At 74.6% G+C, this 22,595-nt stretch carries 18 protein-coding genes; 6 read left to right on the top strand and 12 right to left on the bottom strand.

Annotated elements, in window-relative coordinates:
* Window positions 1–16: 16 nt before the first annotated feature.
* The 9 genes from ACA514_RS09435 to ACA514_RS09395 all read right to left on the bottom strand — a co-directional run bounded on the left by ACA514_RS09435 (window position 17) and on the right by ACA514_RS09395 (window position 9,654).
* Window positions 17–1,417, bottom strand: a complete 1,401-nt coding sequence (locus tag ACA514_RS09435; protein WP_375040644.1) for an aldehyde dehydrogenase (NADP(+)) — start codon at window positions 1,415–1,417, stop codon at window positions 17–19.
* Window positions 1,414–2,901 carry an amino acid permease gene (locus tag ACA514_RS09430; RefSeq protein ID WP_375040643.1) on the bottom strand — a complete coding sequence of 496 codons (1,488 nt, stop codon included), beginning with the start codon at window positions 2,899–2,901 and terminating at the stop codon, window positions 1,414–1,416. Before ACA514_RS09430 ends, ACA514_RS09435 begins: the two co-directional genes overlap by 4 nt.
* 116 nt (window positions 2,902–3,017) lie before the next feature.
* Window positions 3,018–4,019, bottom strand: coding sequence for a proline racemase family protein (locus tag ACA514_RS09425; RefSeq protein ID WP_375040642.1), 1,002 nt, complete (start codon window positions 4,017–4,019; stop codon window positions 3,018–3,020).
* A complete protein-coding gene (locus ACA514_RS09420; RefSeq protein ID WP_375040641.1) occupies window positions 4,019–4,948 on the bottom strand; it encodes a dihydrodipicolinate synthase family protein in 930 nt (309 codons plus the stop codon). Before ACA514_RS09420 ends, ACA514_RS09425 begins: the two co-directional genes overlap by 1 nt.
* Window positions 4,945–6,387, bottom strand: coding sequence for an NAD(P)/FAD-dependent oxidoreductase (locus ACA514_RS09415; protein ID WP_375040640.1), 1,443 nt, complete (start codon window positions 6,385–6,387; stop codon window positions 4,945–4,947). Before ACA514_RS09415 ends, ACA514_RS09420 begins: the two co-directional genes overlap by 4 nt.
* On the bottom strand, window positions 6,384–6,698 hold the full coding sequence (locus ACA514_RS09410) for a (2Fe-2S)-binding protein (RefSeq protein WP_375040639.1): 315 nt from the start codon (window positions 6,696–6,698) through the stop codon (window positions 6,384–6,386). The genes ACA514_RS09415 and ACA514_RS09410 overlap by 4 nt, the downstream gene beginning before the upstream one ends.
* A complete protein-coding gene (locus ACA514_RS09405; protein ID WP_375040638.1) occupies window positions 6,695–7,852 on the bottom strand; it encodes an NAD(P)/FAD-dependent oxidoreductase in 1,158 nt (385 codons plus the stop codon). The genes ACA514_RS09410 and ACA514_RS09405 overlap by 4 nt, the downstream gene beginning before the upstream one ends.
* Before the next feature lie 104 nt (window positions 7,853–7,956).
* Entirely contained in the window at window positions 7,957–8,568 is a 612-nt protein-coding gene (locus ACA514_RS09400) for a helix-turn-helix domain-containing protein (RefSeq protein ID WP_344281748.1), read from the bottom strand.
* 108 nt (window positions 8,569–8,676) lie between these two features.
* Window positions 8,677–9,654, bottom strand: a complete 978-nt coding sequence (locus ACA514_RS09395) for an ornithine cyclodeaminase family protein (RefSeq protein WP_375040637.1) — start codon at window positions 9,652–9,654, stop codon at window positions 8,677–8,679.
* Between the two features lie 157 nt (window positions 9,655–9,811).
* On the opposite strand from ACA514_RS09395, the gene ACA514_RS09390 reads away from it, so the two are divergent.
* The 4 genes from ACA514_RS09390 to ACA514_RS09375 are packed head-to-tail and all read left to right on the top strand — an operon-like array spanning window position 9,812 to window position 14,463.
* On the top strand, window positions 9,812–11,011 hold the full coding sequence (locus ACA514_RS09390) for a branched-chain amino acid ABC transporter substrate-binding protein (RefSeq protein ID WP_375040636.1): 1,200 nt from the start codon (window positions 9,812–9,814) through the stop codon (window positions 11,009–11,011).
* Window positions 11,012–11,021: 10 nt separating this feature from the next.
* Entirely contained in the window at window positions 11,022–11,921 is a 900-nt protein-coding gene (locus tag ACA514_RS09385) for a branched-chain amino acid ABC transporter permease (RefSeq protein ID WP_375040635.1), read from the top strand.
* Window positions 11,918–13,678: an ATP-binding cassette domain-containing protein gene (locus ACA514_RS09380; protein WP_375040634.1), complete on the top strand. Its 1,761-nt coding sequence runs from the start codon at window positions 11,918–11,920 to the stop codon at window positions 13,676–13,678. The genes ACA514_RS09385 and ACA514_RS09380 overlap by 4 nt, the downstream gene beginning before the upstream one ends.
* Window positions 13,675–14,463: an ABC transporter ATP-binding protein gene (locus tag ACA514_RS09375; protein ID WP_375040633.1), complete on the top strand. Its 789-nt coding sequence runs from the start codon at window positions 13,675–13,677 to the stop codon at window positions 14,461–14,463. Before ACA514_RS09380 ends, ACA514_RS09375 begins: the two co-directional genes overlap by 4 nt.
* Here ACA514_RS09375 and ACA514_RS09370 read toward each other — a convergent pair.
* A complete protein-coding gene (locus tag ACA514_RS09370) occupies window positions 14,447–16,576 on the bottom strand; it encodes a thiamine pyrophosphate-dependent enzyme (RefSeq protein WP_375040632.1) in 2,130 nt (709 codons plus the stop codon). The genes ACA514_RS09375 and ACA514_RS09370 overlap by 17 nt on opposite strands.
* Window positions 16,577–16,798: 222 nt before the next feature.
* On the opposite strand from ACA514_RS09370, the gene ACA514_RS09365 reads away from it, so the two are divergent.
* Together ACA514_RS09365 and ACA514_RS09360 are read left to right on the top strand one after the other, a co-directional pair.
* Entirely contained in the window at window positions 16,799–18,337 is a 1,539-nt protein-coding gene (locus ACA514_RS09365) for an aldehyde dehydrogenase family protein (protein WP_375040631.1), read from the top strand.
* Between the two features lie 7 nt (window positions 18,338–18,344).
* Complete coding sequence (locus ACA514_RS09360) at window positions 18,345–19,487, top strand: NAD(P)/FAD-dependent oxidoreductase (protein WP_375040630.1); 1,143 nt, start codon at window positions 18,345–18,347, stop codon at window positions 19,485–19,487.
* 22 nt (window positions 19,488–19,509) lie between these two features.
* On the opposite strand, the gene ACA514_RS09355 is transcribed toward ACA514_RS09360, so the two are convergent.
* Both ACA514_RS09355 and paaZ read right to left on the bottom strand, forming a co-directional pair.
* Window positions 19,510–20,436 carry a LysR family transcriptional regulator gene (locus ACA514_RS09355; protein ID WP_375040629.1) on the bottom strand — a complete coding sequence of 309 codons (927 nt, stop codon included), beginning with the start codon at window positions 20,434–20,436 and terminating at the stop codon, window positions 19,510–19,512.
* 58 nt (window positions 20,437–20,494) lie between these two features.
* Window positions 20,495–22,534: a phenylacetic acid degradation bifunctional protein PaaZ gene (paaZ, locus tag ACA514_RS09350; protein WP_375040628.1), complete on the bottom strand. Its 2,040-nt coding sequence runs from the start codon at window positions 22,532–22,534 to the stop codon at window positions 20,495–20,497.
* Window positions 22,535–22,595 lie beyond the last annotated feature (61 nt).

Raw genomic sequence — 22,595 nt, 5'->3', positions numbered from 1 at the left:
CCGGGCCCCCTCCGCATCAGTGGAGGGTCTGCGGGACCTTCCACGGGTTGTCGTCGCGCAGCGGCGGCGGCAGCAGTTCCTGCGGCCAGCCCTGGAACGCGACCGGGCGCAGGAACCGCTCGATCGCGGCCGTGCCGACCGACGTCGTGGCCGGCGCGGTCGTGGCCGGGTACGGGCCGCCGTGCTGCATCGCGTAACTGACCGAGACGCCGGTGGGCCACTGGTTCCACAGCACCCGCCCGCTGCGGCCGGCGAGGACGGCGGTGAGCGCGGCGAGGTCGCCGGTCTCGTCCTGCTCCGCGTGCAGGGACGTGGTGAGCTGGCCCGGCAGCGCGGCGATCACGTCCGCGACGTCGGCCAGGTCGTCGTAGGTGACGACGAGGCCGAGCGGGCCGAAGCACTCCTGCCCGGCGGCGTCGGCGTCGGCGCGGAAGGCCTCCAGGTCCATGGTCAGCAGGCGCGGGGCGAGGGACGTCCCGTCCTCGGGCCAGACGACGCGGCGGACGCCGGGACGGCCGCCGAGCACGTCGGAGACCGTGAGGAACCCCGACTGGATGCGGTCGTTCAGCATCGGCGCGGCGGCGACGCCGCCCAGCCGCTCGGCGATCTCGTCCACCAGCGCCGCGGGCGCGAACAGCAGGCCCGGGTTGGTGCAGAACTGGCCGGCGCCCAGGGTGAGGGACGCGGCGTAGCCCTGCGCGATCTCGTCGGCGCGCGCCTCGGCGGCGCCCGGCGTGACCACGGCCGGGTTGACGCTGCCGAGCTCGCCGAAGAACGGGATCGGGGTCGGCCGCTCCGCCGCGATCTTCGCGAGGGCGAGGCCGCCCTTCTCCGAGCCGGTGAACGCGGCGGCGGCGATGCCGGGGTGCCGCAGCGCCTCGACGCCCTCCGCCTCGCCCTCGATCAGGCCGAACACCCCGTCCGGCAGCCCGGCGCCGGCGATGATCTCGGCGGTGCGGCGGGACAGCCGGGGGTGGCCGGGGTGCGCCTTGACCACGACGGGGCAGCCGGCGGCGAGCGCGGAGGCGGTGTCGCCGCCCGCGACGCTGAACGCGAACGGGAAGTTGCTCGCGGCGAACACCAGCACCGGTCCGAGCGCCGTCCGGTAGCGGCGCAGGTCGGGCCGGGGCCCGCTCGGCCACTCCGGATCGGGCCGGTCGATCCGGGCGTCGTGGAACGCGCCCTCGCGCACCTGGTCGGCGAACAGCTTGAGCTGGAAGGTGGTGCGGGTCAGCTCGCCGTTCAGCCGGACCTCGCCGAGGTGGCTCTCCTCGTCGGCGAGGGCGACCAGCTCCGCGCGGGCGGCCTCCAGCGCGTCCGCGATCGCGGTCAGGCCCTCGGCGCGCTCCTGCGGCGGGGCCGCGGCCCATCCGGCCGCGGCGGACACGGCGGCGGCGACGGCCTGGTCCGGTGTCATGAGGTGCTCCCTTCGTCCCCGGCGTGCGGGGTGGTGCGGACGGTCCCCGGTCCTCGATTCTCCACCGAGTTCCGGTATCCGTAGAACGCGTAGACGATCAGGCCGAGCGCCATCCAGACCACGAACCGGACCCAGGTGACCCAGTCGAGGTTGGCGATCAGCCAGATCGAGAAGCCGATGCCGACCAGCGGCACCAGCGGCACCCAGGGGGTGCGGAACGAGCGCGGCAGGTCGGGACGGGTCTTCCGCATCACCATGATCGCGACGGCGACCACGATGAACGCCATCAGGATGCCGATGTTGGTGAGGTCGGCGGCCTCCTTGATCGGCAGGAACCCGGCGATGACCGCCGAGCCGACGCCGACGAGCCAGATCACCCGGTTCGGGACCTGCCGCTTCGGGTGGTTCTTGGCGAAGTAGGCGGGCAGCAGCCCGTCCCGGCTCATCGAGAACCAGACGCGGGTGACGGCGAGCATGTTCGCCAGCGCGGAGGTCGTGATGCCGATGACGGCGCCGACCGCGACGACGGTGCCGAGGCCCGCGAGGCCGACGGAGGCGAGCGCGCTGGAGAACGGGCTCTTGACGTCGATGTGCCGGTAGTCCTGCATGCCCAGCAGCACGATGCAGACCAGCAGGTAGATGACCGCGGCGATGGCGAGCGAGATGACGATCGCCTTCGGCAGCACCTTCTTGGCCTCGGCGCTCTCCTCGGCCGCCGCGCTCATCGCGTCGTAGCCGTACACGGCGAAGAACGTGGTGGCGGCGCCGGAGATCGCGCCGCCGATACCGAACGGCAGGAACGGGCTGAAGTTGCCGCCGGAGATGTGGAACGCGCCGGCGATGACGACGAGCGCGACGATGCCGAGCTTGACGACGACCAGGATCGTCTCGAACCGGGCCGACTCCTTGGTCCCGCGCGACAGCACGAACGCCAGCAGCAGGCACAGCAGGGCCGCGAACAGGTCGACCTTGTGGCCGGAGCCGGTGCCGGGCGCGCCGAGCGCCCAGTGCGGTATGTCGAGGCCGACCTGGTCGAGGATGTAGCCGAGGTAGCCGGAGATGGCGATGGCGACGACCGCGACGATCGCGGTGTACTCCAGCAGCAGGTCCCAGCCGATGGCCCAGCCGATCGCCTCGCCGAGCGCGGCGTAGGAGTAGGTGTAGGCGGAGCCGGCCTTCGGGATGAGCCCGGCGAACTCGGCGTAGCAGAGCGCGGCGGCGCTGCTGGCGATGATGGCGATGAGGAACGAGATCATCACGCCGGGCCCGGCGTCGTCGTGCGCGACGACGCCGGCGAGCGAGAACACGCCGGCGCCGACGAGCCCGCCGAGGCTGAGCGCGACGAGCTGCCACAGGCCCATGGTGCGGCGCAGGCCGCCGGCGGTCTCCTCCTCCGAGGAGTCGACCGGCTTCAGGCGGAAGATGCCCGCGCGGGTGAACAGCCCGCTCCCGGCCGGATCGGTCGAGGGGGGCGTTTTTGGCATGGCTTGGGACATGACGGTCCCTCCCGGATGGGTCAGGGGGATATCGGGGGTGGGTGCTCGGCGGCCGGTCCGGAGGCGACCGGCCGCCGTGAAGGGCCCGTACGGGGCCCGATCCGCTAGAGGACGAAGCCCTCGGGGAAGGGATCGGCGGGGTCGAGCAGGTAGGTGGCGTTGCCGGTGATCCAGGCGCGGCCGGTGAACTCGGGGATCACCGCGGGCGTCCCGCCGGCCTCGGCGGTGCCGACGAGCCGGCCGGTGAACCGGGTGCCGATGAACGACTCGTTGACGAACTCGGTGTGCAGCGGCAGCTCCCCGCGCGCGTGCAGCTGCGCCATCCGCGCGGACGTGCCGGTGCCGCAGGGCGAGCGGTCGAACCAGCCGGGGTGGATCGCCATGGCGTTGCGGGAGCGCTTCGCGTCCGAGCCGGGCGCGAGGAACTGGACGTGCTTGCAGCCTCCGATCAGCGGATCGCCCGGGTGCACCGGGCGGTCGGCCTCGTTGATCGCCGCCATGATCGCGAGGCCGGCCTTGAGGATGTCGTCCTTGCGGGCCCGGTCGAACGGCAGCCCGAGCCGCTCCAGCTCGGTGATGGCGTAGAAGTTGCCGCCGTACGCCATGTCGTAGCGGACCTCGCCCAGGCCCGGCACGTCGACCACGGCGTCCTGGCGCAGCGCGAACGCGGGGACGTTGCGGAGCGTGACGTTCTCGGCGACCCCGTCGCGGACCGCGACGCGCGCCTCGACGAGCCCGGCCGGGGTGTCCAGCCGGACGACCGTCTCCGGCTCGGTCACCTCGACCATCCCGGTCTCGACCAGCACGGTCGCGACCCCGATGGTGCCGTGCCCGCACATCGGCAGGAACCCGCTGACCTCGACGTACACCACGCCCCAGTCGGCGTCCGGCCGGAGGGGCGGCTGCAGCAGCGCGCCGCTCATCGCGGCGTGGCCGCGGGGCTCGTCCATCAGGAAGCGGCGCAGCCCGTCGAGGTGCTCGACGGCGTACCGGCGGCGCTCGGCCATCGTCGCGCCGGGGATCGGCGCGACGCCGCCGGTGACGACGCGGGTCGGCATGCCCTCGGTGTGCGAGTCGACCGCGCTGATCGACCGGACCGAGCGCATCAGGCGGCCTGCCGCTGCGCGAGGGCCTCGATCGCGCGGGCCATGTCGGCGGTGACCCCGGCGCGGTGCTCGTCGGTGAGCGGGCCGCGCGGCGGGCGGCACGGGCCGCCGTACCGGCCGACCTGCTCCATGCCGAGCTTGATCGCCTGGACGAACTCGGTCCGCGAGTCCCAGCGGAACGCGGCGACGAGCGGCTCGTACAGCGCGCGCGCCTCCTCCAGCTTGCCGGTGGTCGCCAGCTCGTACAGCAGCGCCGACTCGGCGGGGAACACGTTCGGGAAGCCGGCGAACCAGCCGGTGGCGCCCATCAGCAGCGCCTCCAGGGTGACGTCGTCGGCGCCGGCGACGACCTCCAGGCCGGGGGCCTTCTCCTTGATCTCCAGGACGCGGCGGACGTCGCCGGAGAACTCCTTGACCGCGACGACGCCGTCGATCTGCGCGATCTCGGCGAGCAGGTCGGGGGTGAGGTCGACCTTGGTGTCGATCGGGTTGTTGTAGACCATGACGGGCAGCCCGGCGGACGCGACGGCCTCGTAGTGGGCGATGACCTCGCCGCGGTTGGCCCGGTACATGGTCGGCGGGAGGCACAGCACGCCGTGCGCGCCGTCCTCGGCGGCGATCTCCGCCCACTGCCTCGCCTGGTGGGAGCCGGGGCCGTGCACGCCGACCACGACGACGCCGTCCTTGCCGACGGCCTCGATCGCGGTGCGGGCGACGCGGCGGCGCTCGTCGTCGGTCAGCGAGGAGTACTCGCCGAGGGAGCCGTTCGGTCCGACGCCGCGGCAGCCGTTGTCGACGAGCCAGCGGCAGTGCTCGGCGTACTTGTCGTAGTCGACGGCGAGCCCGGCGGGAGCGGTGGCGTCCTCGTAGTAGGGCAGCGCCGTCGCAACGATGACGCCGCCGAGGCTCAGGAGCTTGGTGTCGCTCATCGGGCGCTCTCTTTCTGGTCGGGGTTCTGCGTGTTCTCGGTGGGGGGGCTTGCGAGCTCGCCAAGCCTGATGGGCTGGGCGATGGGCCGGTGGTGGGGGTTCGCCCCGTTCACCTTGCCGGAAAGCAGTTCGGCGACCGTGGGGCCGCAGACGCGGGCCTGGCACGGTCCGAGCCCGGCGCGGGTGCCGAGCTTGACCGCGCGGGCGGACCCGCTCGCCCGGTCGCCGGCCGCGCGGCACAGGGAACCGTAGGTGGTCTCCTCGCAGCGGCAGACGACGGTCTCGTCGCGCAGCCAGCCGGGCCAGGCCGCGCCGATCGGGTGGGCGGCGGCGAGCCGGGCGGCGAACGCGCGGGCGTGATCGCGGCGGCGGCGCAGCGCGCCGGCCTCGCGGGCGCCAGGGTCCCCTCCCCCGGCGATCCAGCCGGCGAGCAGGCCCTCGGTGCGGGCGGCGGGCGCCCCGCCGATGCCGGTGATCTCCCCGGCCGCGTAGACGCCCGGCGCGGTGGTGCGCTGGTCGGCGTCCACTTCGGTGAACGCGCCGCCGGCCGTGCGGGCGAGCGCGCAGCCGGCCGCGACGGGCAGTTCGAGCTGCGGGCTGAAGCCGTGAGTGACGCAGAGCGCGTCGACCGGGACGGTCCGCTCGGTGCCGGGGACGACCGACCAGTCGGGACGCAGCCGCGCCGTGACCGCCTCTTCGACGCGCCCGTCGCCCCGGGCCTCGATCACGGCGCGGCCCGTCCGGTAGGGGACGCGGTGCCGGGCCAGCAGCCCCGCGTACTCGGCCAGCTCCCCGGCCTTGCCGGCCTGCGACGCCAGCTCCCAGGGGCGGCGCGCCCAGCCGCGCGCGACGGTCGCGGCGGAGTTGGCCTCCAGCACCTCCAGGACGGTGGCGCCGGCCTCGATCAGCGACGCGGCGACCGGGAGAAGGAACGGTCCAGAACCGGCGATCAGGACGGGGTCGCCGACGACGAGGCGCTCCCCCTTGGCGAGCGCCTGCGCGGCCCCGGCGGTGTAGACGCCGGGCAGCTCCCAGCCGGGGAACGGCAGGACGCGGTCGTGGGCGCCGGGCGCGAGGACCAGCGCGTCCGGGCGCAGGACGTGCCGTTCCCGCCCGGCCGCGTCGGCCTCGCCGCGCAGCACGTGGACGATCGGCGCTCCCTCGTCGGGCCGTTCGAGCGACCAGACGGTGCTCTCCGGCCACCACGCGCAGCGCGGATGCCCGAGGACGTGGTCGCGGAGCCGCTCGAAGCCGCGCCAGCCGTGGTGCAGGCGCCCGGGGTGCGCGGCGGCGAACGCGTCGGGGAGCATCCGGTGGTACTGGCCGCCGGGGTGCTCGGACGCGTCGACCAGCGTGACGTCCGCACCGGCGCGCAGCGCGCCCGCCGCCGCACCGAGCCCCGCGGGGCCCGCACCGACGACCACGACATGCCGGGTCATCGGGCGTCCTCCGCTCGCGACTGGGTGGCGACGGCGTCGCCGTCGTGGGCGCGGCGGCGGCAGGCCCGCACGTCGCGGACGCCGTTGACCGTGACGAGGCAGTCGAAGCAGGCGCCGATCCCGCAGAACACGCCGCGCGGGGCGCCGGACGGCCCGGACCGCCAGGTGCGACGGCCGGCGGCGAGCAGCACGCCCGCGATCGTCTGCCCGGCGACGCCGTCGACGGGCTCGCCGTCCACGGTGATCCGCAGCGGGACGTCGGGGCGGCGGCCGGCCGCGTCGCCGGCCGCGGGCACGAGTCGCGCGCTCATTTCTCTCCTTCGGACTGGACGGCGGGCCGATCGGCGCGGAACGGCGCCGCGTCGATCGCGGGCTCGCGGCCGAGCATCAGGTCGCGCAGGACGGCGGCGGTCCCGGCGGACAACCCGATCCCGGCGCCCTCGTGCCCGGTGGCGTGCCAGAGGCCGTCCAGTTCCGGGTCGGGGCCGATGACCGGCAGGTGGTCGGGGACGAACGGGCGGAACCCGCCGTAGGCGCGGATCACCGGCACGCCGGCCAGCATCGGGAACAGCCGCAGCGCCTTGGCCGCGATGACCGACAGCACCTCGGGGCGGATCCGGTCGTCGAACCCGACGCGGCGGCGCGAGGAGCCGAGCAGGATCGTGCCGCCGCGGGTGGCCTCGACGACGGCGGAGGCCTGGAGCTCCTCGGCGGCGCTGCCGACGGCGCCCACGTAGTCGGCGTCGTAGACCTTGTGGAAGACGGTCGGCGGCATCGGCGCGGTCACCAGCACCTCCCCGCGCCGGGGCCGCACGTCGAGCCGGACGCCGAGCCTCCCGGCGACCTCACCGGACCACGGCCCCGCGGCGTTGACGACGGCGTCGCCCTCGATCGTCCCGGCCGCGGTGCGGACGCCGGTGATCCGTCCGCCGTTGCGGACGGCGCCGAGCACCTCGCAGCCGGTGCGCAGCTCGGCGCCGGCCCGGACGGCGGCGGCGAGCAGGGCGGTCGCGGCGCCGGCGGGCTGCACCTGCGCGTCCTCGGGGTAGTGGACGGCCCTGGCGACGTCCCGGGTGAGGTGGGGCTCGGCGGCGGCGAGGTCGGCGGCGTCCATGTCGTGGGCGGTGACCCCGGCCTCGCGCTGGCCCGCGGCGAACCCGGTGAGGGCGGCGGCGCCTTCGGCGGTGGTGGCGACGACGATGCCGCCCTTGGGGTCCCATTCGGCGGCGCCGGCGTTCGGGTCGCCGTCCAGGATCGCGGGCCACAGCTCGCGGGACAGCTTCGCCAGTTCCAGCTCGGGCCCGGGTCCCTTGTCGGAGACCAGGACGTTGCCCTCGCCGTGCGCGGTGGTGCCCGCCGCCGGGCCGGACCGGTCGACGACCGTGACCGCGAATCCGGCGAGGGCCAGCTCGCGGGCGCAGGCCGCACCGACCATCCCGGCGCCCAGCACCACGACCCGCGTCATCGACCCTCCTGCCACGCCAGCACCGTCCAGAGCGTTCGTTAAACCGAACGAGCCCGAGAGTATGTCGGCCCCGGCGCGCTGTCAACGCGCGGCCGGGACCGCCGTCACGGCGTCTCGACCAGATGCGGCGGCTCCGCCGGTGTGGAGTGAAGCCGCTGGTCAGAGCGGTACTGCAGGAGCAGCACGGAGCGGACGGGCCCGTCGAGCGCGGTGTAGGCGTGCGGCAGCCGGGCGTCGAAGCCGACGTAGTCGCCGGGCCCGAGCTCGACCTCCCGGTCGTCCACCCGAACGCCCAGCCGGCCCGCCTGCACGATGGTGTGCTCGGTGCCGACATGGCCGAGCGAGTCCTGCCGCGAATCGGCCCTGACCTGCTGGTCGTACACCTCGAAGATCGCGCCGCCGGACTCGATCCCGCGCAGCGGCCGCAGGTCGACGCCCTCGCCGCGCAGCACCTCGACGTCGGCGCCGCGCACCACGGTCAGCCCGGTCGGCGCCTGGTGGTCCAGCAGGTCGGAGATGGGCACCTCCAGGGCGCGCGACAGGCTGAACACCGTCTCGATGGTGGGGTTGCCGGCACCGGCCTCCAGTTGGGACAGCGTCGCCTTGCCGATCTTCGACCGGCGCGACAGCTCCGACAGCGAGAGGCCGAGCTCCAGCCGCGCGCGGCGCAGGTTGCCCGCCAGCACGTCCCGCACCGAATCGCCCGGACCGCCCACGTGCCGCCCCCTTCGCTCGCGGGACGCCGTCCGCCCGCATCCCTTGCGTTCGCTTTAACGAACACGTAGTTTACCGGCGACGGCGCCGCCCCCCGCCGGGCCGGGCCGTCACAGCGCGACGAGCCTGCCCGCGCCGGCGGCGCGGGCCCGGTCGACGATGACGGCCGCGGCCGCGGCGTCCTGCACGCCCAGGCCGACGCTGTTGAAGAAGACCACGTCGCCCGGCGCCGTGCGACCGGGCGCGAGCCCGGCGACGATCGGGCCGAGCGGCCGGATCCGGTCCTCGCCGAGCCGCCCGTCGCGGACGCCCGCCACGATCGGGCCGGCCTGGAGCAGGGCGGTCGCCACGTCGTCGACCACGACGGCGGCCGCGCGGGCGAGGACCGCGGCATCGACCTCGCAGCGGTCGGGCGCGAACGACCCGACGCTCAGCACCGTGCAACCGGCTGGGAGCCACTCGCCGAGGACGACCGGTTCCGTGCTGGTGGTGGCGGTGACCACGATGTCCGCGTCGGCGACGGCCGCGCGGACGTCCCCGGTCCCCTCCACGGGAAGTTCCAGTTCGGCGGCCAGGTCCGCGGCGGCGCCGCAGGTGCCGGGGTTGCGGCAGACCACGGTCACCCGTCCGATCGGACGCACCAGCGGCATCGCCCGCACATGCGCGCGGCCCTGCACGCCGCAGCCGATGACGGCGAGCCGGGACGCGTCCGGAACCGCGAGGTGGTCGGCGGCGACCGCGCTCGCCGCGGCCGTCCGCGGCGTCGTGACGGCCTCGCCCTCGATGATCGCGACGGGCCGCCCGTCCACCGGGTCCTGCACGATCACCAGCGCCGCGACGGTCGGCAGGCCGCGCGCGGCGTTGCCCGGCGTGACGCTGCCGAACTTCGCCACCGCGCCGGACCCGGGCAGCCGCGACAGGTAGCCGAACGCGACGCCGCCGTCCGGGCCGTCCAGCAGCGCCCGCGGCGCGAGCCGCGCCTCTCCGCTGCCGAGCGCCGCGAACGCGGCGCGCTGCGACTCGATCGCGGCCGGCAGGTCGAACACCGCCCGCACGTCGGCGGCGGACAGCAGCAGGACGTCGGCCATGCGCCGATCCTCGCGACCCGCTCCCCGCGCTGTCGAGGCCGGGAGGGCAAGCGGTGCTTACCGATCACTCCATGAGATCGCATGCTTCGTCGTCTCGACGCCCGTGCCGCGACGGATCACGCTTTTGCCAACCCGCCTGACGAGCGAGGGAGCACCGATGACGTCCTCGAGAACACGGCGCCGCGGAGCGCGATCCCCCGGGCTCGCCGCGGCCGGCGCCGGGCTGCTGCTGGTCCCGCTCGCCGCCGGCTGCGGGTCGGGCGGCTCCGGCGGGTCCGGCGACATCAGGATCGGCGTGCCGGCCCCGCTGAGCGGCGACTCCGCCTCCGCCGGCCAGGACATCCTCGCCGCCGCGAAGGTCGCGGCCGACGAGGTCAACAGGGCCGGCGGGGTGAAGGGCAAGAAGATCAAGATCGTCCAGGCGGACGACCAGTGCAGCGCCCAGCAGGGCGCGCAGGCCGCGCAGAAGCTGCTCAACAGCGGCGTCGTCGCGGTCGCGGGCGGCTACTGCTCGGGCGCCGCGGTGCCCGCGATCCCCATCTACGGGCGGCGGAGCGTGCCGTTCGTCATGGACGCCTCCACCAACCCGTCGCTGACCGACAGCGGCAAGGGCAAGGTGTTCCGGACCTGCGGGCGCGACGACAACCAGGGCCTGGTCGCCGCGAAGTTCATGACCGGGCCGCTCGGCGCGAGGCGGATCGCGCTGCTGCACGACAACACCACCTACGCCAAGGGCCTCGCGGACGCGGCGGCGGCCTCGGTGAAGCAGGCGGGCGGGCAGGTCGTCTACGAGGACGCGCTGCAGCCCGGCCAGTCCGACTACAGCCCCGTCCTGACGAAGATCGCCTCGACGAAGCCGGACGTGCTGTACTTCACCGGCTACTACGCCGAGGCCGGGCTGCTGATGAAGCAGCGCAAGCAGCTCGGGCTCAAGTTCACGCTGATGGGCGGGGACGCCACCACCGACTCGACCGTCCTGAAGACGGCCGGCTCGGCGGCGGAGGGCTACATCGCCACGACCGCGCCGCTCGCCAAGGACCTGCCCACCGCATCGGCGTTCGTGTCCGCCTACAAGGCGAAGAACGGCGCCGACCCCGGGCCGTTCTCGGTCTACGAGTACGACGCCGTGAAGATCCTCGCGAAGGTCATCGGGCAGACCGGGACGAAGGGCGCCGACATCATCAAGGGCCTGCACGGCGTCAAGGACTTCCCCGGCATCACCGGCCCCATCACCTTCGACGCCAAGGGCGACCGGACCGACCCGCTCTACATCACCGTCCACGTGCAGAACGGCGCGTTCGCCGCCTACAGGAAGCTCGACAAGAGCGGCGCCTGGGTGGACGCCAAGGCCTCGTGAGCGCGGCGGCATGAGCGAGTTCGTCCAGTACCTGGTGAACGGCCTGACGATCGGGGCGTTCCTGGCGCTGATCGCGCTCGGCTACTCGATGATCTACGGCGTGGTGCGGCTGATCAACTTCGCGCACGGCGACGTGTTCATGATCGGGGCGTTCACCGGGTACGGGGTGCTGACCACGCTCGGCGTCACCGGCGGGGCGGCCTGGCCCGCCGTGCTCGCCGCCGTGGTGGCGGGCGCCCTGGCCACCGGGATCGTCGGCACCGGCATCGCCCGCGCCGCCTACGTCCCGCTGCTGTCCTCGCCCCGGCTGGCGCTGCTGATCGCCGCGATCGGGGTGTCGCTGGCGCTGGAGGAGGGCGTGAAGGACCTGACGCACGCCCGGTTCAAGTCGTATCCGGGGGTGCTGGACGGCGGCCGGATCTTCAGCGGGACCGTCCGCGTCACCTACGGCCAGCTCACGCTCGTCCTGGTGGCGCTGGCGCTGATGGCGGGCCTGTGGCTGTTCGTCACGCGCACCGTCACGGGCACGGCGATGCGGGCGCTGGCGATGGACCGGGACGCCGCGCGGCTCCAGGGCATCAACGTGGAGCGGCTCGTCCTCGTCACGTTCTTCGCCGGATCCGTGCTCGCGGGCGCGGCCGGCGTCATGTACGGGCTGTACTACGTGCAGATCAGCTTCGGGATGGGCTTCCTGATCGGGCTGCGCGCGTTCACCGCCGCCGTGCTCGGCGGGATCGGGAACCTGCCGGGGACGATGGTCGCGGGGGTGTGCATCGGGCTCGTCCAGTCGTTCGCCGCCGGGTACGTCTCGTCCCGCTGGACCGACGTGATCATCTTCGGGCTGCTGATCGCGGTGCTGGCGCTGCGGCCGACCGGCCTGTTCGGCGAGCGCGTCGTGGAGCGCGCATGAGGGCCCCCACCGCGTCGAAGGGGGAGTTGGCGCTGCGGTACGGGGGCTGGCCGCTGCTGATCGTGCTGGCGCTCGCCGGCGGGCAGGTGATGGACGACTACCAGGTCACCGTCGCCGGGACGATCCTCATCTACGCGATCCTCGGGCTCGGCATCAACGTCGTCGTCGGCTACGCCGGGCTGCTCGACCTCGGTTTCGCGGCGTTCTTCGCGATCGGCGCGTACACGTCCGGGCTGCTGATGCTGAAGTGGCACTGGAACTTCTGGCTGACGCTGCCTGCGGCGGTGCTCGTCGCCGCCGCCGCGGGCGTCGTGATCGGGTATCCGACGCTGCGGCTGCGCAGCGACTACCTCGCGATCGTCACGCTCGGCTTCGGCGAGATCATCCGGATCACGGTGGTGAACCTGGACGTCACCGGCGGCCCGAACGGGCTGACCGGGATCCCGCCCGTCTCGGTCGGCGGCCGGGAGATCGTCACGCCCACCGGCTTCTTCCACCTGGCGCTGGCGTTCTTCGTCGTGGTGCTGGTCGCGACGGGCCTGCTGGCGCGGACGCGGCTGGCGTACGCGTGGCGGGCGATCCGGTCCGACGACACCGCCGCCGAGGCGGTCGGCGTCCCGGCCCGCCGGGTGAAGCTGCTCGCCTACGTGCTCGGCGCCGCGGTCGGCGCGGTCGCCGGCCCGCTCAACGCCGCGCAGCTCGGCACCATCGACCCGTCCAGCTTCACGTTCCTGACCTCGCTGATGATCCTGCTGGTGGTGATCATCGGCGGCATGGGCAGCCGGCCGGGGGTGCTGGTCGGCGCGGTCGTCATCGTCGCGCTGCCCGAGGCGCTGCGCACCGTCCAGGAGTACCGGGGGCTGTTCTTCGCGCTGCTGCTGATCGCCATCGTGATCCTGCGCCCGCAGGGCGTGTGGCCGGCCCGGCCGCGCCGGTTCCGGCTGCCCGCGCGGGCGCCGGCCGAGGCCCGGCCCGCCGCGGCCGGGACGGGCGCACTGCTGGAGGTGGACGGCCTGTCCCGGTCGTTCGGCGGCGTCACGGCCGTCGAGGACCTGCGGCTGCGCGCCGCCGCCGGGCAGGTGGTGAGCGTGATCGGCCCGAACGGGGCGGGCAAGACCACCGCGTTCAACTGCATCACCGGGCTGATCCCGCCGTCGCGCGGCACGGTGACGCTCGCCGGGCGGCGGGTGCGCGGGCTGTCCCCGCACCGGGTCGCCGCCGCCGGGCTGGCCCGCACGTTCCAGAGCATCCGGCTGTTCGACGAGATGACCGTCGCCGAGAACGTGCTGGTCGGCCGGTTCGCCCGCGACCGGGCGCTGCTGCGGCCGCCGGGCCGCGCCGACCTGGACGCCGTCCGCCGCTGCCTGGACTTCGTCGGGCTGGCCGGCGCGGCGGACCGGCCCGCCGGAGGCCTCGCCTACGGCGACCGGCGGCGGCTGGAGATCGCGCGGGCGCTCGCCGCCGAGCCGCGGGTGCTGCTGCTGGACGAGCCCGCCGCGGGCGCCAACCCGACCGAGAAGCGCGCGCTGATGGGGCTGATCGCGCGGATCAGCGGGCTCGGCACGGCCGTGGTGCTGATCGAGCACGACGTCGCGCTGGTCATGTCGATCTCCGACCGGGTCACCGTGCTGGAGAACGGCCGGGCGATCGCGGAGGGCCCGCCCGCCGAGGTCCAGGCGGACCCGCGGGTGATCGCGGCCTATCTCGGCGTGCCGGACGACCCGGAGACCGACCTCGTCACGGAGGTACTGGGATGACCGGGGTTACGGGGACGACCGGGGCCGCGGGGACGCCCGGGACCGCCGGGCCGGCCCTGCTGCGGGTGACGGACCTGCACAGCCGCTACGGGCAGGTCGAGGCGCTGGCCGGGATCTCCTTCGAGGTCGCCGAGGGCGAGATCGTCGCGCTGCTCGGCAGCAACGGCGCGGGCAAGACGACCGCGCTGCGCACCGTCACCGGGCTGCACCGGGCCCGGTCGGGACGGGTCGAGTTCGGCGGCCGCGACATCACCCGGCTCGACGCGCACCGGGTCGTCGCGGCCGGCCTCGGGCACGTGCCGGAGGGCCGCCGGGTGTTCCCCGCCCTGACGGTCGCGGAGAACCTGCTGCTCGGCGGCTACCTGCGGCGCCGCGACCGGGCGGCGGTGAGCGCCCGCCGCGAGGAGGTGTACGCGATGTTCCCGCGGCTCGGGGAGCGGCGCGGGCAGCTCGCCGGGCTGCTGTCGGGCGGCGAGCAGCAGATGCTGGCCATCGGCCGCGCGCTGATGCTGCGGCCCCGGCTGCTCGCCCTGGACGAGCCGACGATGGGGCTGGCACCGCGGACGGCGCAGCAGGTGATGCGGGTGGTGCGCGAGATCAGGGACCAGGGCGCGACGATCCTGATCGTCGAGCAGAACGCCCACCAGACCCTCCGCCTCGCCGACCGCGCGTACGTGCTGGAGACCGGCCGCATCGTGCTGGACGGCCCGGCCGCCGAGCTGGCGGGCGACGACCGGGTGAAGGCCGCCTACCTCGGCGGCGACCCGGTCATCGAGACCGGCTGAGGAGCTCCGCGGCGGCGTCCACGACGGCGTCCTCCGACAGCAGCACGTGGGCGGCGGCGTCGCCGAGCGGGATGAAGCTGTCCTCGCTCGCGACGCGGGCGGCGCGGCCGTCGAACCCGGCGTCGGCGAGCGCGGCGAGGACGCCCTCGGACACGCCGCCGGTCCGCCTCGTCTCGTCCGCGACGAGGACGGCGCCGGTCGCGCGCGCCTCCCGCAGCAGGTCGTCCACGGGCAGCGGGGCGAGCCAGCGCAAGTCGAGCACGCGGCACCGGACGCCCTCGTCCTCCAGGCGGCGCGCGGCCCGCAGGCTCATGCGCAGCCCGTTGGCGAACGTGGCGATGGTCAGGTCGCGCCCGTCGCCGTAGGTGCGGCCGCGTCCGATCGGGACCGTGCCGCCGGCCGGGGCCAGCCATCCGGCGTCGCCTTCTTCGTGCAGGTCACGGACGTGGTAGAGGGCGATCGGCTCCAGGAACAGGCAGACGCGGCCGTCGTGTTCGGCGGCGTCCGCGCAGGCGCGCAGCATCCCGGCGGCGTCGTCCGGGCGGGCCGGTGACGCGATGACCAGTCCGGGGACGTCGCGCAGGGCCGCCACGGCGTTGTCGTTGTGGAAGTGGCCGCCGAATCCCTTCTGGTAGGCGTAGCCGGCGATGCGGACGACCATGGGGTTGCGGTACCGGCCCGACGAGAAGAACGGCAGCGTCGCCGCCTCGCCCCGGATCTGGTCGGCGGCGTTGTGCAGGTAGGCGAGGTACTGGATCTCCGGGACGGGCAGCATCCCCGCGAGGCCGAGTCCGAGCGCGAGCCCGAGGACCGACTGCTCGTCCAGGATCGTGTCGAACACCCGCGCCGCCCCGGCCCGCTTCGCCAGGCCGCGCGTGACGCCGTAGACGCCGCCCTTGCGCGCGACGTCCTCGCCGAACACGAGCATGCCCGGGCGCTCGCCGAGCAGGTCGCCGAGCGTCCGGTTGATCGCCTGCGCGACCGTCACGGGCTCCCCCTCCCCGGGAGCCTCCGCCGCCGGCGCGGGATCGCAGTACCTGATCGGCGCCGTCACCTCGGCGGCGGACGCCAGGCGCGGGGCGTCCCGCACCTGCGCCGCGCGCCGCAGGACGTCGTGCCGCTTCGCCCTGTACAGCCGGACGATCCCGTCGGCGGTCGCGATGCCCCGGTCGACGAGCAGGCGGGCGGTGCGCAGCAGCGGGTCGGCGGCGAGGTCCGCGGCGATCTCGGCGGGCGTGCGGTAGGCCGACTCGACGTCCGAGCCGGCGTGGCCCATCAGCCGGACGGTCCGCAGGTGCAGGAAGGCGGGGCGGCGGTGCTCGCGGACCCAGCCGGCGGCCCGGCACGACGCCGCGTGGGCGTCCTCGATGTCGCAGCCGTCGGCCTGGAAGTAGGCGAGGCCGGGCCGGGAGCCGTAGGCGGCCTCGATCCAGCCGGGCGGGGTGCGGACGCTGATGCCGATGCCGTTGTCCTCGCAGACCAGCAGCAGCGGCATCGGCAGCCCCTGGAACCCGCAGTTGACCGCGGCGTTGATCGCGCCCGCCGCCGTCGAGTGGTTCGCGGACGCGTCGCCGAAGCTGCACACCGCCACCGCGTCGCGCGGCCACGGCGACGCGGCGCCGAGGCGGGCGGCCCGCTCGATCGCGAACGCGACGCCGAGCGCGCGCGGCAGGTGGGAGGCGATCGTGGAGGTCTGCGGGACGATGTGCAGGCGGCGGCTGCCGAACACCTTGTGCCGCCCGCCCGCGATCGGCTCCGCCGCCGCCGCGACGACGCCGAGCAGCACGTCCCGCAGCGGGTCCGGCTCACCGGCCTGCCGGGCCCGCTCCAGGAAGAACGCGCCGGACCGGTAGTGCAGCAGGGCCGGATCGTCCGGGCGCAGCGCGGCGGCGACGGCGGCGTTGCCCTCGTGTCCGGACGACCCGATCGTGTAGTAGCCGCGGTCCTGCGAGCGGAGCCATCGCGCCGCGAGGTCGAGGTGCCGGCTGCCGAGCTGGGCGTCGAACAGCCGCAGGCACTCGGCGTCGCCGAGCGGGCCGGGCGCCCTCGGTTCGTCCGGCGGTTCCAGCGACGCGGCCTGCTCCAGGAAGTGGACGTCGACGGGCTCGGCCATGCGGGCTCCTGCGGTGCGGTGGGCGGTCCGGTAACGAGCATCGCGCGCACCCGCCGTCCGGTCGACTCGCCCGCGAGGCCGCGACCCGGCCGGCGGCCCGCCGAGGGACGCTCGGCGCGCATGCTCGGCGGGCGAAGGCTCAGCCGGGCTTGGCCTCGGGATAAGCAGGCCGCGCTCTGCCCGATCTTGGCCGGGCGCCGCGGCCCGTTCAGTGTGGGAACCGTGCTCACCTCCGTCATCGGCGGCGCCCGGATCCCGGCGGGGCCGCGCTCGTACCGTTCCACCGACCCGTCCCGCAGCACCGAGCTGGTCGCGGAGGTGTCCCTCGCGGACGCCGCCGGCCTCGTCCGGGCCTGCCGCGCGGCGCGCACGGCGCAGGACGCCTGGCGCGACGTCCCGGCGCCGGTCCGCGGCCAGGTCGTCGCGTCGATCGGCCGGCTGGTCGAGGCGAACAAGCCGGCGCTGGCCCGCGTCGTCGCCCGCGAGGTCGGCAAGCCCTACGCCGAGGCGCTCGGCGAGGTGCAGGAGATCGCCGACACGTGCGCGTTCTTCCTCGGCGAGGGACGGCGGCTGTACGGGCAGACCGTCCCGTCCGAGATGCCGGACAAGCAGCTGTTCACGTTCCGCGACCCGGTCGGCGTCGTCGCGGTCGTGACGGCGGGGAACTTCCCGGTCGCGGTGCCGTCCTGGTACATCGTCCCGGCGCTGCTGTGCGGGAACGCGGTGGTGTGGAAGCCCGCCGAGTACGCGGCGGCGTGCGCCGAGGCGTTCTACCGGCTGTTCGCGCACGCGGGCCTGCCGGACGGGGTGCTCAACCTGGTCTTCGCCGACGGCCCGGAGACCTACGCGGGGCTGGAGCGGGCGCTCGGCGAGGGGCTCGTCGACAAGGTCGGGTTCACCGGGTCGACGGAGGTCGGGGCGCGGATCGGCGAGCTGTGCGGGCGGCACCTCCAGACGCCGTGCCTGGAGCTGGGCGGCAAGAACCCGATGGTGGTGACCGAGGACGCCGACCTCCCGCTCGCCGTCGAGGGCGCGCTGTTCTCCGGCTTCGGGACGGCGGGGCAGCGCTGCACGTCCCTCGGGACGGTGATCGTGCACGAGTCGCTGCACGGCGCGTTCGTCCGGCTGCTGGACGAGGCGGTGCGCGCGGCGCCGGTCGGCGACCCGTTCGAGGACGTCCTGTACGGCCCGCTGATCAGCGAGCGGTTCGCCGGCGGCTTCGAGAAGACGCTCGGCTGGATCGGCCCCGGCCACGCGGTGCACGGCTCGTCCGACACCGGGCGGATCACGGCCGCGAACCCGCGCGCCGGCTTCGTCGGGGATCCCGAGGCCGGGCTGTTCTACCACCCGGTGATCGTCGACGGGGTCGGTCCCGGCGACGAGCTGTTCATGAACGAGACGTTCGGACCGATCATCGGCGTCGCCCCGTACCGGACGCTGGACGAGGCGATCGCGCTGGCGAACGCGCCCGGCTACGGCCTGTCCGCGTCGATCTACACCACCGACCCGGCGAAGGTGTTCCGGTTCCGGCGGCGGATCTCCGCAGGGATGGTCAGCGTGAACAACTCGACGTCCGGCGCGGAGGCGCACCTGCCGTTCGGCGGGAACGGGCGGTCCGGCAACGGCAGCCGCCAGTCGGGCGTCTGGGTGCTGGACCAGTTCACCCGCTGGCAGTCGATGAACTGGGACCACTCGGGTCGGCTGCAGAAGGCGCAGATGGACGTCCTCGCGATCGCCCCCGACCTCGATTTCCGGCTGTAGGGCCGGCATGGGGTCCGAGGCGGACGTCGTCGTCATCGGCGGCGGGGTGATGGGAACGAGCATCGCGTTCCACCTCGCCGAGGCCGGGGTGCGGGTGGTGCTGGCCGAGCGGGACGAGCTGGGGTCCGGGTCGACGTGCAAGGCGGCGGGCGGGGTGCGGGCGCAGTTCTCCGACGAGGTGAACATCCGCCTCGGCGCCCGCAGCCTGGAGGCGTTCGCGCGGTTCGGCGACCGTCCCGGGCAGGAGATCGACCTGCACCGGGTCGGTTACCTGTTCCTGCTGTCGCGGCCGGAGGACGTCGCGGCGTTCGAGGAGAGCGTGGCGCTGCAGAACGACCTCGGCGTGCCGAGCCGGATGATCTCCGTGGCGGAGGCGCGGCGGCTGTCGCCGCTCATCGAGACCGGCGGCCTGCTGGCCGCCGCGTTCTCCCCCGACGACGGGCACTGCACGCCGGAGTCGGTCGTCCTCGGCTACGCGACCGGAGCGCGGCGGCGCGGCGCGACGCTGCTCACCCATTGCGAGGTCCTCGGCATCGACGCGAGCGGCGGCGAGATCCGGGCGGTGGAGACATCGCGGGGGCGGATCGCCGCGTCCGCCGTCGTGTGCGCCGCCGGGGCCTGGTCGGCGCAGGTGGGCGCGATGGCGGGCGTCGCCCTGCCGGTGGAACCGCTGCGGCGGCAGATCGCCTTCACCGGGCCGATGCCGGACCTGCCCCGCCCGGTGCCGATGACGATCGACTTCACCACCTCGTTCTACTTCCACGGAGAAGGCGAGGGGCTGATGCTCGGCATGTCCGATCCCGACGAGAGGCCCGGCTTCGCACTGGACCGGTCGGACGCGTGGCTGCCGCGCCTCACCGAGGCCATCGCCGCCCGCGCGCCCCGCCTCCTCGACGCGGGCCTGGCCGGCGGGTGGGCGGGGCTGTACGAGGTCACGCCCGACCACAACGCGCTGATCGGCGAGGATCGCGGGGTGTCCCGGTTCCTGTACGCGACCGGGTTCTCCGGCCACGGGTTCCTCCAGGGGCCGGCGGTCGGCGAGGTCGTCCGCGACCTCTACCTGCGCCGCGAGCCGTTCGTGGACGTCGCCCCCCTGCACGCCGCCCGGTTCGCCGGCGACCGCCTCCGCCCGGAGATCAACTGCGTCTGAGACGTGCCCGCACCGGGGCCTCTCACGGGCCGGTGGCGCCGCTGATCTCCGCCTCGACGTCGCGCGCCACGTCCATCAGCCCGCGCAGCGCGTCCTTGACCAGCGGATTGGTGTTGGTGGCGCGGCGCAGCACGGTCACGTGGCGGCGCGGCGTGCGGCGGCTGAGCCGCAACGTCCGCAGGCCCGGATGCGGGACGCAGCCGAGCGCCGGGACCAGCGCGATGCCGAGACCGCAGCCGACGAGCCCGCAGACCACCGCGTAGTCGTTGCTGCGGAAGGCGATGTTCGGCGTGAACCCGGCGGTGCCGCACAGCCGCAGCAGCGCCTGCGCGCCGCGGCTGTCGGGACGCCCGGCGATCCACGTCTCCGACTCCAGGTCGGGCAGCCGCGCGGTGCGCCGGCCGGACAGCGGATGGCCGGCCGGCACGCACAGCACCAGGTTCTCGTCCATCACCGGCGTCTCGATGACCTGGTCCGGCCAGCCGCGCGGGAACAGGTCGTACCGGTAGACGAGCTGCAGGTCGAGGTCGCCGTCGAGCAGCTCGGGCAGCAGCTCGTCCGGCTCCCCCTCCGCCAGCGTGATCTCGGTTCCGGGCCGGACCCGCGACAGCTCCGCCAGCACCCGCGGCAGGATGCGGGAGCTCGCGGTCGGGAAGCTGCCGAGCTGCAGCGCGCCGCGCTCGCCGCTGGCCACGGTGCGCAGCTCCCGTTCCAGCGTGGCCAGCGCCGACAGGACGTCGTTGCCCTTGCTGACCAGCAGGAACGCCGCGCTCGTCGGCCGCACGCTGCGGGCCCGGCGCTCGAACAGCACCAGCCCGCAGGCGCGCTCCAGCGCGGCGACCTGCTGGGAGACGGCGGACGCGGTGTACCCGAGGTTGCGGGCGGCGTCCGCGAACGATCCGGTGCGCACGACCTCGCGCACCGTCTGGATGTGCAGGGGACTGATCATCGGTGCTCCCCGTCGCCGGCGGCGCTTCGACGTCTCCCCGCGGACGCCCCTTCCCGTTCTAGCCGCGCTCGGACCGTTTGGCCACCAGCGTCAGCACGTCGTACCTGGCGACGGACGCCCCGTCCTGGTTGGTGACGTCGGTGTCCCAGCGGACCTCGCCGTGGCCGGCGCCCTCGCGCGGCGAGATCTGCTTGGCGGTGAGCGTCACCGTCAGCTCGTCGCCGGGCTTGACCGGGGTGAGGAACCGCAGGTTCTCCAGCCCGTAGTTGGCCAGCACCGGGCCCGGGTCGGGGTCGACGAACAGGCCCGCCGCGAACGACACGACGAGGTACCCGTGCGCGACCCGTCCGCCGAACAGCGGGTTGGCCCGCGCCGCCTCCTCGTCGGTGTGGGCGTAGAAGGTGTCGCCGGTGAACTCGGCGAAGTGCTCGACGTCCTCGAGCGTGACGACGCGCGGCCCGCCGACGGCGGTGTCGCCGACCCGCAGGTCCTCCAGGTGCTTGCGGAACGGGTGCTCGTCGGTGACGGTGCGGTCGGTCCCGGGCACCCAGCGGCCGGTGAGCGCGGTGAGCATCGCGGGCCCGGACTGGACGGCGGTGCGCCGCATGTGGTGCACGACGCCGCGGATCCCGCCCAGCTCCTCGCCGCCGCCGGCGCGCCCGGGCCCGCCGTGGACGAGCGCGGGCAGCGGCGACCCGTGGCCGGTGGACTCCTTGGCGTCCTCGGAGTTCAGCACCAGCAGCCGCCCGTGCCAGGGCGCCAGGCCGAGGACGATCTCGCGCGCGAACCCGGGGTCCGCGGTGACCACGGACCCGGCGAGGCTGCCCCGGCCGCGCGCCGCCAGCGCGACGGCGTCCGCCGTGCCCGCGTACGGCATGAGGGTGCTGACCGGGCCGAACGCCTCGACCTCGTGCGGTTCGGCGCGCCCGGTGTCCTCGGCGCGCAGCAGCACCGGGGACATGAACGCGCCGCGCTCGGCGTCCGCGCCCTTCACCTCGACGCGCTCGGGGTCGCCGAACACGATCCGGCCCGCGTCCGTCAGCGCCTTGAGCGACCGGCGGACCTCCTCGCGCTGGTCGAGGGTGGCGAGCGCGCCCATCCGCACGTCCGGGTCGGCCGGGTTCCCGACGGTCACCTTCGCCAGCCGCTCCCGGACGGCCTCGGTGACGTCGTCGATGAACGCGGCGGGGACGAGCGCGCGGCGGATCGCGGTGCACTTCTGCCCGGCCTTGACCGTCATCTCGGCGACGAGCTGCTTGACGTACAGGTCGAACTCGGGGGTGCCGGGCGCCGCGTCCGGGCCGAGGACCGAGCAGTTCAGCGAGTCGGCCTCGGCGTTGAACCGGACGGCGTTGCCGACGATCGCGGGATGCGTGCGCAGCAGCCTCGCGGTGGACGCCGAGCCGGTGAACGCCACGATGTCCTGCTCGGTCAGGTGGTCGAGCAGGTCGCGGGGGCCGCCGCAGACCAGCTGCACGCTGCCCTCCGGCAGCAGCCCCGACTCGACGATCAGCTCGACCAGCCGGGCGGTGAGGTACGCGGTCTGGCTCGCGGGCTTGATCAGGCTCGGCACGCCGGCGAGGAAGGCGGGCGCGAGCTTCTCCAGCGGTCCCCACACCGGGAAGTTGAACGCGTTGATCTGCACGGCGACGCCGTGCGACGGCGTGCACAGATGCTGGGCGACGAACGTGCCGCCCTTGCCGAGCGGCTCGACGGCGCCCTCCACCAGCACCGTGTCGTTCGGCAGCTCGCGCTTGCCCTTGCTCGCGTAGCCGAACAGCACGCCGATGCCGCCGTCGACGTCGAACTTGGAGTCGCCGAGGGTGGCGCCCGTCCGCGCCGACAGCGCGTACAGCTCCTCCCGGTGCTCCCTCAGATGCGAGGCCAAGGCCTTCAGCAGCGACGCGCGCTGGTGGAAGGTCAGCTCCCGCAGCACCGGGCCGCCGACCGCCCGCCCGTGGCGCAGGGCGGCGCCCATGTCGATCCCCGCCGAGGAGATCCGCGCGATCTCCTCCCCCGTGACGGCGTCGTGCAACGGCGCGCCCTCGTCCTCCGGAGCACGCCAAGAACCCGACACATAGCTGCGCAGCACGACCACCGGGACCTCCTCGTCCGCGTATCTCTGGTTCTTCCTGCCACGATCGGCGTCCGTTCACGCC

Origin of the sequence: Actinomadura sp. NTSP31 (assembly GCF_041951385.1) — a bacterium.
In the GTDB taxonomy this organism is placed as follows: Bacteria; Actinomycetota; Actinomycetes; order Streptosporangiales; family Streptosporangiaceae; genus Spirillospora; species Spirillospora napierensis.
This window is presented reverse-complemented; position numbering and strand designations above follow the sequence as displayed.

Bases quoted from the DNA above. Each gene is read 5' to 3' on its own strand.
- ACA514_RS09435 (WP_375040644.1), bottom strand. From the start codon at position 1,417: ATGACACCGGACCAGGCCGTCGCCGCCGCCGTGTCCGCCGCGGCCGGA.
- ACA514_RS09430 (WP_375040643.1), bottom strand. From the start codon at position 2,901: ATGCCAAAAACGCCCCCCTCGACCGATCCGGCCGGGAGCGGGCTGTTC.
- ACA514_RS09425 (WP_375040642.1), bottom strand. From the start codon at position 4,019: ATGCGCTCGGTCCGGTCGATCAGCGCGGTCGACTCGCACACCGAGGGC.
- ACA514_RS09420 (WP_375040641.1), bottom strand. From the start codon at position 4,948: ATGAGCGACACCAAGCTCCTGAGCCTCGGCGGCGTCATCGTTGCGACG.
- ACA514_RS09415 (WP_375040640.1), bottom strand. From the start codon at position 6,387: ATGACCCGGCATGTCGTGGTCGTCGGTGCGGGCCCCGCGGGGCTCGGT.
- ACA514_RS09410 (WP_375040639.1), bottom strand. From the start codon at position 6,698: ATGAGCGCGCGACTCGTGCCCGCGGCCGGCGACGCGGCCGGCCGCCGC.
- ACA514_RS09405 (WP_375040638.1), bottom strand. From the start codon at position 7,852: ATGACGCGGGTCGTGGTGCTGGGCGCCGGGATGGTCGGTGCGGCCTGC.
- ACA514_RS09395 (WP_375040637.1), bottom strand. From the start codon at position 9,654: ATGGCCGACGTCCTGCTGCTGTCCGCCGCCGACGTGCGGGCGGTGTTC.
- ACA514_RS09390 (WP_375040636.1), top strand. From the start codon at position 9,812: ATGACGTCCTCGAGAACACGGCGCCGCGGAGCGCGATCCCCCGGGCTC.
- ACA514_RS09385 (WP_375040635.1), top strand. From the start codon at position 11,022: ATGAGCGAGTTCGTCCAGTACCTGGTGAACGGCCTGACGATCGGGGCG.
- ACA514_RS09380 (WP_375040634.1), top strand. From the start codon at position 11,918: ATGAGGGCCCCCACCGCGTCGAAGGGGGAGTTGGCGCTGCGGTACGGG.
- ACA514_RS09375 (WP_375040633.1), top strand. From the start codon at position 13,675: ATGACCGGGGTTACGGGGACGACCGGGGCCGCGGGGACGCCCGGGACC.
- ACA514_RS09370 (WP_375040632.1), bottom strand. From the start codon at position 16,576: ATGGCCGAGCCCGTCGACGTCCACTTCCTGGAGCAGGCCGCGTCGCTG.
- ACA514_RS09360 (WP_375040630.1), top strand. From the start codon at position 18,345: ATGGGGTCCGAGGCGGACGTCGTCGTCATCGGCGGCGGGGTGATGGGA.
- ACA514_RS09355 (WP_375040629.1), bottom strand. From the start codon at position 20,436: ATGATCAGTCCCCTGCACATCCAGACGGTGCGCGAGGTCGTGCGCACC.